This is a genomic window from Streptomyces sp. NPDC059787 (assembly GCF_042732315.1).
Classification (GTDB): Bacteria; Actinomycetota; Actinomycetes; order Streptomycetales; family Streptomycetaceae; genus Streptomyces; species Streptomyces atrovirens.
Genome location: NZ_JBHWHX010000015.1, coordinates 59,591 through 72,362, shown reverse-complemented (window position 1 = coordinate 72,362; position 12,772 = coordinate 59,591). Strand labels below are relative to the sequence as shown.

Genomic DNA, 12,772 nt, shown 5'->3' with positions numbered 1-12,772 from the left:
GCAACGGAGAATGTGGGCCGGCCTGCTGGCCGCCCTGCTCATGGTGCTCGGCCTGCAGACGACGTCCGCGGCCGGCGGGACCGGGTCCACCGACGCCGAAGCGGCGGAGCAGGTGCTCACCTGGACCGCCGGTGACAGCATCACCGCGTACACGTCCGCGCCGACGACCGCGGTGGCCGGTCCGGCGACCATCGTGTTCGAGAACAGCGCGGCGACCGGCAACACCACCGGGATGCCGCACACGCTGACGTTCGTGACCTCCGACCCGGAGTTCAACAGCGACGTCCAGCTGAACATCATGGCCAATCCGAACGACGCCCAGGGCGGCAAGTACACCGCGGAGGTCACGCTCACCCCGGGCCGCTACTTCTACCACTGCACCATCCCCGGCCACGGCGAGATGCAGGGCATCCTGACGGTGACCGAGGGCGGCGGCGGTGAGGACACCACGGCGCCCGAGGCCACGGCGAAGGTGACCGGCTCGCAGAACGCCGACGGCGAGTACGTCGGTTCGGCGAGCGTGACGGTCGAGGCCACCGACGCGGACTCCGGCGTGGAGCGGATCGAGTACGCGGTCGGGGCCGACGGCGCCTGGCAGCCGTACACCGCCCCGGTCGTGGTCGACCAGGTCGGTACGCACACCGTGCGCTACCGGGCCCTGGACAAGGCGGGCAACGTGTCGGCGGAGCAGAGCGTCGAGTTCACCGTCGTCGCCCCGCAGTCGGACGACACCACCCCGCCGGAGACCTCGGCGACGGTGGCCGGTGAGAAGAACGACGGCGGTGACTACATCGACATGGCGACGGTCACCGTCACCGCGTCGGACACCGGAACCGGCGTCAACACCATCGAGTACGCGATCGGCGCCGACGGCGCCTGGCAGGCGTACACCGGTCCGGTGATGGTGCACGAGGTGGGCACCCACACCGTGCGCTACCGCGCCACCGACAGGGCGGGCAACGCGGCGGCGGTCAAGAGCGTGGAGTTCACGGTCGTCGCCGCTCCCCCGCAGGACACCACCCCGCCGGCGACCGGTGTGACCGTGGCGGGCACCAAGAACTCCGACGGCGCCTACGTCGGCGACGCCACCGTGACCGTCAGCGCCGACGACGGGCACGGCGGTTCCGGCGTCGCCGGCATCGAGTACTCGCTCGACGGCGGGCCCTACCTGGCGTACACCGAGCCCGTGGTCGTCGACCGGGCGGGCCGGCACACGGTCGCGTACCGGGCGAGCGACAACGCCGGCAACACCTCCGAGCCGCTCACGGTGAGCTTCACGGTCGTGGCGGACGGCGGGGTGCCCGCGCCCAACTGCCCCGAGTACGACGAGCGGTTGACGGTGATCGTCGGCACGGTCGACTCGGGTGTGCCGAACCGGGTCACCAACAACCGGTGCCGGATCGGCGAGCTGGTCGAGGACGAGAAGGAGTGGACCTCGCAGGCTCTGTTCCTGAAGCACGTGAAGAGCGTGCTGGACAAGCTCGAGAAGGAAGGGGTCATCGACCAGCGGGAGTACCGGGCGATCAACAAGGCGGCCCGGCAGTCCGGCATCGGCAAGCCCGGCCAGACCGAGGGCTACCGCAAGATCCTGGACGGCAGCGAGGAGTCGTTCGACCGGTGGGAGCAGGTGGGCGGCGGTTCGTTCGCGCCGAACCCGGACGGCTCGATCACCTCGGGCACCACCCGGGGCGGCCTCGGCATGCTGTGGTTCCCCGAGCGCAAGTACGGCGACTTCTCGCTGAAGCTCCAGTGGCGTGACGATGCTCCGGGCACCGGCAACGCCAACTCCGGTGTGTTCGTGCGGTTCCCGCAGGTCCACGACCACCCGGAGGAGACGCGGCCGGAGTGGGTCGCCATCAAGTACGGGCACGAGGTGCAGGTGTTCGACTCGCCCACCGGCGACATGTACAAGACGGGCTCGGTCTACGGCTTCGACCGGGTCGGCCTGGCCGGCGCGGGCGTGACGCAGAAGGGCGCCTGGAACGACTACGAGATCCGGGTGGTGGACCAGCACTACTCGGTCTACCGCAACGGTGTGCTGATCAACGAGTTCGACAACACCGGCGGCCAGGAGTTCGCCCCGCCGCGCTCGGACGACCCGGGCACGGACGGGCGGCGGTTCGCCTCCGGTTACATCGGACTGCAGGTGCACGGCACGACGGACGTCGTCTCCTACCGGGACGTCCGGATCAAGGAGCTGTAGTCACGGCGGGCGGGACAGGAGGCCGGGGTTCCGGGCCTCCTGTCCCGTCACGGCATGCCGTGGGTCAGGGCTGCATCAGTACCTTGACCGCGCCGTCGCGCTTGTCCTGGAACATCGCGTAGGCGTCCGGGCCCTCGGCGAGCGGCACGCGGTGGGTGGCGAAGTCGTCGACGCCGAGCGGGTCCTCGTCGGTGAGGTAGGGGATGATCTCGTCGCTCCAGCGGCGTACGTTCGCCTGGCCCATGCGCATCTGGATCTGCTTGTCGAACAGGGTGAGCATGGGCATCGGGTCGGCCATGCCGCCGTAGACGCCGACGACCGAGATGGTGCCGCCGCGCCGCACCAGTTCGATCGCGGTGTGCAGGGCGGCGAGCCGGTCGACGCTGAAGCGTTCCGCCATCGGGCCGCTGAGTTTGCGGGGCAGCAGCGCCGAGGCGTTCTGCACCATGCGGGCCGCCGCGCTGCCGTGCGCCTCGGTGCCGACGGCGTCGATCACGGCGTCGGGGCCACGGCCGTCGGTCCGGTCGCGGATCGCGGTGACGAGTTCCTTCTCGTCGTCGAAGGAGCGCAGGTCGAAGGTCTCCACGCCCCGCTCCTTCGCCCGGTTCAGCCGCTCCGGGACCAGGTCCACGCCGAACACCCGCCCGGCGCCCTTGACCTGGGCGACCCGGCAGGCCATGTCGCCGATGGGGCCGAGTCCGAGCACGGCGACGCTGCCGCCCTGCGGGACACCGGCGTACTCGACCGCCTGCCAGGCGGTGGGCAGGACGTCGGAGAGGTAGACGAACCGGTCGTCGGACGGCCCCTCGGGGACCTTGATCGGGCCGTACTGGGCCTGCGGGACCCGCAGGTACTCGGCCTGGGCGCCCGGTACCGCGCCGTACAGCCGGGTGTAGCCGAAGAGGGCCGCGCCCATCCCCTCGGCACTGACCTGGGTGGTCTCGCACTGGGTGGGCAGTCCGGTGAGGCACATCCAGCAGTTGCCGCAGGCGATCTGGAACGGCACCACGACCCGGTCGCCGACCTGGAGGTCGGGCACCGCCGCGCCGACCTCCTCGACGATGCCCATCGGCTCGTGGCCGAGGATGTCGCCCGGGGTCATGAACGGGGTGAGGACCTCGTACAGATGCAGATCCGATCCGCACAGTCCGGTGGAAGTGATGCGGATGACCGCGTCCGTCGGCTCCTCGATCCGGGGATCGGGCACGTTCTCCACCCTCACGTCCCGCTTTCCCTGCCAGGTCAGTGCCTTCATCGCCGCCCGCTCCCTCCGTGGTGGCCGGTGTGTCGCTCGTGCGGTGGGCGTCCGGGTACCCGAGCGGCCGTGTGCCGAACCGCCGGTCGCCGAGCCGATCGGTGGAGGCCACCGCGCGGGACCACCTCTGACCGGCTGTGGCCAGCAACGACAGGAAAAGCGCACAATCGAGACAGCGGATGACATGGGGCGGGCGCGGTGGCGACGGTGGGCACGGAGCGAGGGGCGGGCCGACGGCGCGGCACGGGAGTGAGGGTGCTGGTCGCCGCGTTGCTGACGGCCGGGCTGGCGGCGGGCTGTACGACGTCGGACGGACCGCGCGACGACGGGCGGGGTTCGCCGAGCGAGTCACCGGCACGGCCCGAGCCGCTCCGGGTTCCGGGACTTCCTCGGCAACAACACCCCGTACACCGAGACGGTGGGCTCCGGGGAGGCCACCGTGCTGCGCGGCGGACGCGCCTACGAGGCGAACCGGGAGCGGCCCGCCGCCGAGGACGGCACCTCGTTCGGCACCGGCTCCGGCGAAGCGATGAACTTCGCGCGCGGCCAGGTGTGGGTGGCGTACGCGAAGACGCCCTGAGCCTCAGCGCGGTGCGGTCAGGGTGGGGGCCGGGTCGCGCAGCCCCTCGGCCGCGTCGGCCACCCGCCGGATCAGGTCGATGAAGAGCGCCTGCTCGTCGGCGTCGAGCGGGGCCAGGAAGACCTGGTTCATCCGCGCGGTGCGCACCGTCAGCCTGCGGTGGGTGCGCACGCCGTCGTCGGTGAGGCGCAGCAGGAAGCGGCGGCCGTCCTGCGGATCGCGGACCTTGTCCAGCAGCCCGCGCCGGATGAGCCGGCCGATCACCTCGGCGATGGTGGACCGGTCGAGACCGACCCGCTCCCCCACGGTGCGCTGGTCCAGGCCCGGCTCGGCGACGAGCGCGTTGAGGACCGCGAACTGCGGCGAGGTGACCTCCTCGGAGACCATCGCGTTCCACAGCAGGTGGTGCGCCTGCTGGAGCCGCCGGGCGAGGTGCCCGGGATGGGTGGTGAGGTCCACGGCGGCCATGTGCGCTCCCCCGGTCGTTTCATCGGTGCACTGATTTTCAGTGGGCATCAGAAGAGTACTGGACAGAGAAGCCACCTCGCGTAAATACTCAGTGCGCTGACTAAATGGTCTCAGGTCGCCTGGAAGGGATGAGGTTCCTCGGATGGACAAGGTGGTCGCCTCGGCTGCGGAGGCGGTGGCTGACGTGCCGGACGGCGCGTCACTGGCGGTGGGCGGCTTCGGCCTCAGCGGTGTGCCGAACGTGCTGGTCCAGGCGCTGTACGAGCGGGGCGTCGACGGCCTGTCGGTCGTCTCGAACAACTGCGGGGCGATGGAGTCCGGGCTCGCGGTGCTGCTGGCGGCGGGCCGGATCGCCCGGGTGACCGGTTCCTACATCGGCGCGAACAAGGAGTTCGCCCGGCAGTACCTGGCCGGTGAGCTGGAGGTGGAGCTGATCCCGCAGGGCACGCTCGCGGAGCGGCTGCGCGCCGGAGGCGCCGGCATCCCGGCGTTCTACACCCCGGCCGGGGTGGGCACGCAGGTCGCCGAGGGCGGGCTGCCCTGGCGCTACGACGGCTCCGGCGGGGTGGCTCTCGCCTCGCCCGCGAAGGAGGTCCGGGAGTTCGACGGCACCCAGTACGTGCTGGAGCGCGGCATACGCACCGACTTCGCACTGGTGCGGGCGGCGAAGGGCGACCGGCACGGGAACCTCGTGTTCAACAAGTCGGCCCGCAACTTCAACCCCCTGGCCGCGATGGCCGGCCGGGTGACGGTCGCGGAGGTGGAGGAGCTGGTCGAGCCCGGCGTCCTCGACCCGGACGCGGTGCACCTGCCGGGCGTCTTCGTGCAGCGGGTGGTCGCCCTCACGCCCGAGCAGGCGGCGGACAAGAAGATCGAGCGGCGGACGGTGAGCGGCTGATGGCCTGGACACGGGAAGAGATGGCCGCGCGGGCGGCCCGGGAGCTGAGCGACGGCCAGTACGTCAATCTCGGCATCGGCCTGCCCACGCTCATCCCCAATCACCTCCCGCCGGGTGTCGAGGTGGTGCTGGAGAGCGAGAACGGCATCCTGGGCACCGGCCCCTACCCCGCCGAGGACGCCGTCGATCCCGACCTGATCAACGCCGGGAAGGAGACCGTCACGGTCCTTCCGGGCGCCTCCTTCTTCGACTCGGCGCTGTCGTTCTCGATGATCCGCGGCGGGCACATCGACGTCGCCGTCCTCGGCGCGATGCAGGTGTCCGGGCGCGGTGACCTGGCCAACTGGGCGGTGCCCGGCAAGCTCGTCACCGGTATCGGCGGCGCGATGGACCTGGTCCACGGCGCCCGCACGGTGATCGTGGTGATGACCCACACCGCGAAGGACGGCTCGCCGAAGATCGTGACGGAGTGCGCGCTGCCGCTGACCGGCAAGGAGTGCGTGGACCGGATCATCACCGACCTCGGCGTCCTCGACGTCACCGACGACGGACTCGTCCTCGTCGAAACCGCTCCCGGCGTATCCGTCGAGGAGATCACCGCCAAGACCGGAGCCGAACTCACCCTCGGGGAGGGCCTGTCGTGACCGACGTACTCACTCAAGCCGACATCGACCGGGAGATCGCGGCCGAGCACGCCGCGTACGAGAAGCGGGTCGCCGACGGCGCGCCCGTCGAGCACCAGCCGCGCCGCGACTACGCGCCGTACCGCTCCTCGGTGCTGCGCCACCCCAAGCAGCCCCCGGTCGCCATCGACGTCACCAAGGACCCCGAGCTGGTGGAGCTGTCCTCCCCCGCGTTCGGGGAGCGGGACATCACCGAGATCGACAACGACCTCACCCGGCAGCACACCGGCGAGCCCGTCGGCGAGCGCATCACCGTCTCCGGCCGGCTGCTGGACCGCGACGGGCGCCCGATCCGCGGCCAGCTCGTGGAGATCTGGCAGGCCAACTCGGCCGGCCGGTACGCCCATCAGCGCGAGCAGCACGACGCCCCGCTGGACCCGAACTTCACCGGCGTGGGCCGCACCCTCAGCGACGACGAGGGCCGCTACCACTTCACCACCATCCAGCCGGGCCCCTACCCCTGGCGCCAGCACCTCAACGCCTGGCGGCCCGCCCACATCCACTTCTCGCTCTTCGGCTCGGCGTTCACCCAGCGGCTGGTGACGCAGATGTACTTCCCCAGCGATCCGCTCTTCCCGTACGACCCGATCATCCAGTCGGTGACCGACGACGCCGCCCGGCAGCGGCTGATCGCGACGTACGACCACGACCTGTCGGTGCCGGAGTTCTCGATGGGCTACCACTGGGACATCGTGCTCGACGGCCCGAACGCCACCTGGATGGAAGAGGGGCGCTGACCCACCATGACGAAGATCGACACCACGCGTCCGGAGACCGTGCTGCCCACCCCGTCCCACACGGTCGGCCCCTTCTACGGCCACGCCCTGCCCTTCCCCGGCGGCGGCGACATCGCGCCCGTCGGCCACCCGGACACCATCACCCTCCAGGGGTACGTGTACGACGGCGAGGGCAACCCGCTGCCGGACGCCTTCCTGGAGCTGTGGGGACCGGACCCCGACGGCCGCCTGCCACAGGTCGACGGCTCGATGCGGCGCGACCCCGCGAGCGGCGGCTTCCTCGGCCGCAACGGCGTGGAGTTCACCGGCTGGGGCCGGATCCAGACGGACGCCAACGGCCACTGGTCCGCGCGCACCCTGCGGCCCGGCGCGCGCGGGCACAGCGCCCCTTACCTCAGCGTGTGTGTCTTCGCGCGCGGGCTGCTTGTGCACCTGTTCACCCGGATCTACCTGCCGGGCGACGAGGCGGCACTGTCCGCGGACCCGCTGCTGTCCCGGCTCGACACCGCGCGCCGCGACACGCTGGTCGCGGGCGAGGAGGGCGCCGGCACGTACCGTTTCGACATCCGCCTTCAGGGCGAGGGCGAGACGGTCTTCCTGGAGTTCCAGTGACATCAGCCGATTCCGACACCGGTCTGCTCGCCCCCGGGTGGGCCGGTGCCCCGGCCGCCGCCGAGACGGCGGACGCGGCGTTCCTGCGGGCGCTGCTCGACGCGGAGGCCGCGCTGACCCGCGCCCAGGCCACGCTGGGGCTCGCCCCGGCCCAGGCGGCGACGGCGGTGACGGAGGCGGCCGAGCCCGGCCGGTTCGACGCCGCCTCCCTCGCCGGGCGGGCGCGGAGCGGCGGGAACCCGGTGATCCCGCTGGTCGCGGAGCTGACCCGGACGGTGGGCGGGGAGTACGGCCCGTACGTGCACCGGGGGGCGACCAGCCAGGACATCATGGACACGGCCATGATGCTGGTCGCCCACCGCGCCCTGGGCCCGGTCCTCGCCGACCTCGACCGCACCGGACGGGCCCTGGCCCGCCTGGCCGCCGAGCACCGCGACACGCCGATGCCGGGCCGCACCCTCACCCAGCACGCCGTACCGACGACGTTCGGGCTGAAGGCGGCCGGATGGCGGTCGCTGGTGCTGGACGCCCGGGACCGGGCGACGGCGGTACGCGGCTCGCTGCCCGCGCAGCTCGGCGGTGCGGCCGGGACACTGGCGGCCTTCTCCGCGTACGGCGCCGAGGACCCGACCGCGCTGCCGGGTGCGTACGCCCGTGAACTGGGCCTCGCGGAACCGCCGTTGCCCTGGCACACACTCCGCACACCGGTCGCCGACCTCGCCGGCGCTCTCGCCTTCGCCGCCGGTGCCCTGGGCAAGCTCGCGGCGGACGTCCTCGCCCTCTCCCGTACCGAGATCGCGGAGGTCGGCGAGGACAGCGGTGGCGGCTCGTCCGCCATGCCGCACAAGGCGAACCCGGTCCGCTCGACGCTGATCGCGGCGGCGGCCCGGCGGGCGCCGCAGCTCGCGGCCACGCTGTACGGCTCACTGGTCGCCGAGGACGAACGGCCGGCCGGGGCCTGGCACGCCGAGTGGGAACCGCTCAGGGACCTGCTCCGCCTGGTGGGCGGTGCCGCCCGCGACGCGGCCGAACTGACCGAAGGCCTGCGGGTGCGCCCGGACACGATGCGCGAACACCTCGGCCTCACCCACGGGTTGATCGTCTCCGAGCGGCTCTCCGCCGAGCTGGCGCCGGTCCTCGGCCGCGCCCGCGCGAAGGAGCTGCTGACGGAACTGGCCCGGCGGGCGTACGAGGAGGGCCGTGACCTCGGCGAACTGCTTGCCTCAGAGCCCGAATTGAAGGGGATCGACCTCACCGCGGCGACCGACCCCGCCCGTTACACCGGCTCCGCCGGAGCCCTCACCGACCGTGCCCTGGAGCGACGTTGACCGACCGACTTCTCAACCACTCGGAAGAGGGCCCCGCTTCCGCTCCCCCACTGCTGCTCGGCCCCTCACTCGGCACGTCGTACGCCCTGTGGGACAAGGTGGCGCCCGAACTGTCGGCCGCGCACCGGGTGGTCCGCTGGGACCTGCCGGGGCACGGCGGCTCGGCGGCGGAGCTGATCGGTCCCGGAGCGACGGTCGGCGATCTCGCCGATCTGGTGCTCGCGCTCGCCGACGCGCTCGGCATCGAGCGGTTCGCGTACGCGGGCGTCTCGCTGGGCGGCGCGGTGGGGCTGCACCTGGCCGTGCACCGTCCGGACCGGCTGTCGTCGCTGGCCGTGATCTGTTCCTCGGCGCACTTCAACGGCGCCAAGCCGTGGGAGGAGCGGGCGGCGCGGGTGCGGAGCGGGGGGCTCGCCGAACTCGCGGAGGGCGCGGACGCCCGCTGGTTCACGTCCGGGTTCACCGTGCCGCGGCTGGTCCGGGACCACCGGGAGGCCGACCCGGAGGCGTACGCCGCCTGCTGTGACGCGCTGGCCGCGTTCGATCTGCGGGACCGGCTGGCGGAGGTGTCCGTGCCGACGCTGCTGGTGGCCGGCCGGGAAGACCCGGCGACGCCGCCCGAGCATCTGCGGGAGATCGCGGACGCGGTGCCGGACGCCACGCTGGTGGAGCTTCCCGGTGCCTCGCACCTGGCGCCGGCACAGCGCCCGGAGACGGTGCTGACCGCGTTGCGGGCGCACTTCGGCGGGGTCGCCCGGCGCGGTATGGAGGTGCGCCGGGAGGTGCTGGGCGACGCGCACGTGGACCGGGCGCAGGCCCGGCAGACGCCGTTCACGGCACGCTTCCAGGACTTCATCTCGCGCTACGCCTGGGGCGAGATCTGGACCGACCCGACCCTCACCCGCCGCGAACGCAGCATGATCACGCTCACGGCGCTGGTCGCGCACGGCCACTACGACGAGCTCGCCATGCATGTCCGCGCGGCGCGCCGCAACGGGCTCACCCCCGAGGAGATCGGGGCGGTGCTGCTCCAGACGGCCGTGTACTGCGGGGTCCCGGCGGCGAACTCGGCGTTCGCGACGGCCCAGCGGGTGCTGGCGGAGGAGGAGTGACCGGGGACATCCCTCGGGGGGTGTCGTCCGGATCCTGCCGGGGTCGCGGGCCCCGGCACCGCTCACTGGAGTGGGCCTGACCCGAACGACACCCCCTGGCGCGGTCCCACGCCCGTCCCGAGTTCCTGTCCGGCCCGCTCCACCAGGCCGTCCGCGCCGCAGGAGCGGGCCAGGGCGAGGCCGCGTTCGAGGTCGGGGACGGAACGGGCGAGGATGCCGTACTCGACGCGGGCCGCGGCGTGTTCGTACTGGCAGGGGGAGGACTCCAGGTAGGTGACCGCCCGGGCGGCGAGGCGGACCGCGCGCTGGCCGGTCTCCAGGGCGGCGGCGACGCGCAGGGCCTCCCCTATGGCGGTGTCCGTGCCGAGGCGTTCGGCCCGCCGGCGGACGTCGACGGCCAGCCGGGCGGCGCGGGCCGGGTCCTCGCCGGCGAGGGCGCGGGCGAGGTCGGCGGTCGCGAAGACGTGCACGGGGTTGTGGTGACCGCGGGCGACGGCCGCCTTCTCGGCCGCCTCGAGCTCGTTGATGCCGTCCTTGGTGCGGCCGACGGCCAGCAGCAGCCGGCCGCGTACGGAACGCGGGTCGGGCAGCACGATGGTGGACGGGTAGGGCGGTGCGAAGCCGTGCCGTTCGGCCACCTCCCAGGCCTCGTCGGCCCGGCCGCGGGCGAGCAGGGTCTCGACGAGGTTGCAGGTGGCCGTCCAGTACAGGGGCAGTCCGCGGCCGACGCGTTCGGCGAGGCGCAGGGACTCGCGCAGGGACGCCTCGGCCTCCGGCAGCCGGCCCCGCCTGCGGTGCCCGAGGCCCACGTAGGCGTGCGCCAGGACCAGGTGACCCCCGCTCCAGCCCGCCGTCTCGTAGGCGTTCAGACCCTCGTGGTAGAGGCTCTCGGCACGGTCCAGGCGGTCGGTGTAGGCATAGGCGTCGGCCAGCATCAGCAGCAGCTCGATGCCCCACTCGGGGTCGGTCCAGCCGAGGCCGGGGGCGAGGCGGCCGTTGACGAGGGCGCGGTCGCAGATCTCCACGATCTCCTCGGCGTTCTCGCCGCGCATCATGGCGTCGAAGCCGCGCACGATGAGCAGCGCGCGTTCGGAGTTGTCCCGGCCTGTGCAGGTGGCGGCGAGTTCGGCCAGCCGCTCGGAGCGGCCGGGGGAGGCGGCCTCGCCGGCGTGGATGCCCTCCCACATGAACTGCACGGTCCGCAGCCGCAGTTGTGCGGGGCCGGGTTCGAGCCGGGCTGTTTCCGCCTCGACCGTGCGGACGGCCTCCTCCAACTGGTCGTTGTGGAGCAGCGCCTGGGAGAGGCGGACCACGGCGTCCACCCGGCGGTCGCCGTCCAGGCCGGACATGCCGAGGGCGGCACGCAGATGGCCGATGGTGCGGGCGGGTGCGGTGAGGAAGGTGGCGCAGCCCAGTTCGTAGAGGACCTGTGCGTGGACCTCGGGGCGGGGCGGTTCCTCCAGGGCGCGTTCCAGGCAGCGGCGGGCGGCGTCCGGGGCGCCGACGGCGAGGTGTTCGCGGGCGGCCTCGCGCAGTTGCCAGACGAGTTCCCCGTCGTCGTCCGGGTGCACTTCGAGGAGGTGGCGGGCGGCCGCGGCGGCACCGCGTCCGGAGTCGGTGACGATCCGGGCGGCGATGCCGTGCATGGCGCGGCGCAGCGCGTCGGGGATGGAGTTGTAGACGGCGGTGGCGATCAGGGGGTGGACGAACTCGAGGTCGGCGGGGGTGGTGCGGCCCGTGGCGGACGGGTCGGGGGCGGTGAGGATGCGGGCGCTGCGCAGGAGTTCGGCGCAGCGGGCGGCGTCGTCGACGTCCAGGGTGGCGAGCCGGGCCACCAGGCCGACGGTGATGTCGTTGCCGAGGATGGCGGCGGCCCAGGCGAACCGGGTGGCGTCTATGCCGAGTTGTTCCAGGCGGGCGACGAGTCCGCCGCCGCGGGCGGAGCGGTTCAGGTCGCGCAGTTCGCCGGCGTGGGCCTCGACGGGTTCGAGTTCGCTGTCCTGGACCTTGGCGAGGAGTTCGACGGTCTCGTAGGGGTTGCCGCCGGTGACGGCCCAGACCTCGCGGCAGAACGCGGCGTCGGCGTGATCCCCCAGGGTGGCGCGGGTGAGTCCGGCCGCGGCCTCCGGGGTGAGGAGGCTGAGGGTGGTGACGGGATGGTCGGCCGCGGCGGCGACGGCGTCCAGGTACCGGGCGCCGGCTCCGGAGATCTCGCCGGACCGGCGGGCGACCACGACGAGGACGGACAGGTCCGCCAGGCGTTCGGCGAAGGAGGCGAGCCAGCGCAGGGTCTCCTGGTCGGCCCAGTGCGCGTCGTCGATCAGCAGGACCAGCGGCCAGTCCCGGCGGGCCAGCCGGCTCACGGCGGCGACCAGTCCCTCGCACACGCCCTGCGGGTCGGCGTGTCCCTCGCCGGGGTCGGCTATGCCGAGGGCGGGGCCGGCGATGTCGTACCAGTCGCCGAGGTACTCGCGGGCCTCCTCCGGCAGCATCGACACCAGCGCGGGCTGGAGGAGCTGGCGTACGACGTTGAAGGGGACGGTGCGCAGGGTCTCGCCGCCGCGGGCCGACCACACGGTGCAGCCGCGCCGTTCGGCGATGCGGCGGGTCTCGGCGAGCAGCGCGGTCTTGCCGAGTCCGGCCTCGCCCCGGAGCACCAGCAGGCCGCCCGGTGAGGAGCGGTCCGCGCACAGGGTGTCGACGGCCCGTGTGATGGCGGCGACCTCCTCGTCGCGCTCCCACAGGCCGGCCGAGGCGGCGGCCGGGGGCCGTACCTCCGTCATCCCGCTACCTCCCCGAGTCGCCCGAATGACGTACAGACCTTGAGCGTAGTCCCCCCGCCGCCGCAGCGGTGCCCGCTCGCGCCACGTGTTGCCGTGACGGGTGACACGGCCCC

At 73.0% G+C, this 12,772-nt stretch carries 10 protein-coding genes and 1 pseudogene; 8 read left to right on the top strand and 3 right to left on the bottom strand.

The genetic code is table 11. The features are described from left to right. The first annotated feature begins 10 nt into the window (after nt 1-10). Nucleotides 11-2,203: an OmpL47-type beta-barrel domain-containing protein gene (locus ACFV5H_RS16845; protein ID WP_385195561.1), complete on the top strand. Its 2,193-nt coding sequence runs from the start codon at nt 11-13 to the stop codon at nt 2,201-2,203. Between the two features lie 64 nt (nt 2,204-2,267). On the opposite strand, the gene ACFV5H_RS16840 is transcribed toward ACFV5H_RS16845, so the two are convergent. Continuing rightward, nucleotides 2,268-3,458: a zinc-dependent alcohol dehydrogenase gene (locus tag ACFV5H_RS16840; protein ID WP_385055654.1), complete on the bottom strand. Its 1,191-nt coding sequence runs from the start codon at nt 3,456-3,458 to the stop codon at nt 2,268-2,270. Nucleotides 3,459-3,828: 370 nt separating this feature from the next. On the opposite strand from ACFV5H_RS16840, the pseudogene ACFV5H_RS16835 reads away from it, so the two are divergent. Next, nucleotides 3,829-4,038, top strand: a pseudogene (locus ACFV5H_RS16835) (DUF3048 C-terminal domain-containing protein); the annotation flags it as partial. 3 nt (nt 4,039-4,041) lie between these two features. On the opposite strand, the gene ACFV5H_RS16830 reads toward ACFV5H_RS16835, so the two are convergent. Beyond that, a complete protein-coding gene (locus ACFV5H_RS16830; protein WP_385055657.1) occupies nt 4,042-4,506 on the bottom strand; it encodes a MarR family winged helix-turn-helix transcriptional regulator in 465 nt (154 codons plus the stop codon). Nucleotides 4,507-4,648: 142 nt separating this feature from the next. On the opposite strand from ACFV5H_RS16830, the gene ACFV5H_RS16825 reads away from it, so the two are divergent. Genes ACFV5H_RS16825 through pcaD form a run of 6 tightly spaced genes read left to right on the top strand, consistent with a single transcriptional unit; the run spans nt 4,649 to nt 9,876 of the window. Further along, complete coding sequence (locus ACFV5H_RS16825; RefSeq protein WP_385055660.1) at nt 4,649-5,404, top strand: CoA transferase subunit A; 756 nt, start codon at nt 4,649-4,651, stop codon at nt 5,402-5,404. Next, on the top strand, nt 5,404-6,048 hold the full coding sequence (locus tag ACFV5H_RS16820) for a CoA transferase subunit B (RefSeq protein ID WP_385195464.1): 645 nt from the start codon (nt 5,404-5,406) through the stop codon (nt 6,046-6,048). Before ACFV5H_RS16825 ends, ACFV5H_RS16820 begins: the two co-directional genes overlap by 1 nt. After that, the gene (gene pcaH / locus ACFV5H_RS16815; RefSeq protein ID WP_385195462.1) at nt 6,045-6,824 is read left to right on the top strand and encodes a protocatechuate 3,4-dioxygenase subunit beta; all 780 of its coding nucleotides are present in this window, start codon (nt 6,045-6,047) and stop codon (nt 6,822-6,824) included. Before ACFV5H_RS16820 ends, pcaH begins: the two co-directional genes overlap by 4 nt. 6 nt (nt 6,825-6,830) lie before the next feature. Beyond that, on the top strand, nt 6,831-7,436 hold the full coding sequence (gene pcaG, locus ACFV5H_RS16810; protein ID WP_385055669.1) for a protocatechuate 3,4-dioxygenase subunit alpha: 606 nt from the start codon (nt 6,831-6,833) through the stop codon (nt 7,434-7,436). Further along, on the top strand, nt 7,433-8,764 hold the full coding sequence (gene pcaB / locus ACFV5H_RS16805) for a 3-carboxy-cis,cis-muconate cycloisomerase (RefSeq protein ID WP_385195459.1): 1,332 nt from the start codon (nt 7,433-7,435) through the stop codon (nt 8,762-8,764). Before pcaG ends, pcaB begins: the two co-directional genes overlap by 4 nt. Next, nucleotides 8,761-9,876: a 3-oxoadipate enol-lactonase gene (gene pcaD, locus ACFV5H_RS16800; RefSeq protein ID WP_385195457.1), complete on the top strand. Its 1,116-nt coding sequence runs from the start codon at nt 8,761-8,763 to the stop codon at nt 9,874-9,876. The genes pcaB and pcaD overlap by 4 nt, the downstream gene beginning before the upstream one ends. Nucleotides 9,877-9,938: 62 nt before the next feature. On the opposite strand, the gene ACFV5H_RS16795 is transcribed toward pcaD, so the two are convergent. Beyond that, nucleotides 9,939-12,659 carry an ATP-binding protein gene (locus ACFV5H_RS16795; RefSeq protein WP_385195455.1) on the bottom strand — a complete coding sequence of 907 codons (2,721 nt, stop codon included), beginning with the start codon at nt 12,657-12,659 and terminating at the stop codon, nt 9,939-9,941. Nucleotides 12,660-12,772: the final 113 nt, after the last annotated feature.

Excerpts from the sequence above, each read along its gene's own strand:
- ACFV5H_RS16845 (WP_385195561.1), top strand. The coding sequence starts at position 11 with ATGTGGGCCGGCCTGCTGGCCGCCCTGCTCATGGTGCTCGGCCTGCAG.
- ACFV5H_RS16840 (WP_385055654.1), bottom strand. The coding sequence starts at position 3,458 with ATGAAGGCACTGACCTGGCAGGGAAAGCGGGACGTGAGGGTGGAGAAC.
- ACFV5H_RS16830 (WP_385055657.1), bottom strand. The coding sequence starts at position 4,506 with ATGGCCGCCGTGGACCTCACCACCCATCCCGGGCACCTCGCCCGGCGG.
- ACFV5H_RS16825 (WP_385055660.1), top strand. The coding sequence starts at position 4,649 with ATGGACAAGGTGGTCGCCTCGGCTGCGGAGGCGGTGGCTGACGTGCCG.
- ACFV5H_RS16820 (WP_385195464.1), top strand. The coding sequence starts at position 5,404 with ATGGCCTGGACACGGGAAGAGATGGCCGCGCGGGCGGCCCGGGAGCTG.
- pcaG (WP_385055669.1), top strand. The coding sequence starts at position 6,831 with ATGACGAAGATCGACACCACGCGTCCGGAGACCGTGCTGCCCACCCCG.
- ACFV5H_RS16795 (WP_385195455.1), bottom strand. The coding sequence starts at position 12,659 with ATGACGGAGGTACGGCCCCCGGCCGCCGCCTCGGCCGGCCTGTGGGAG.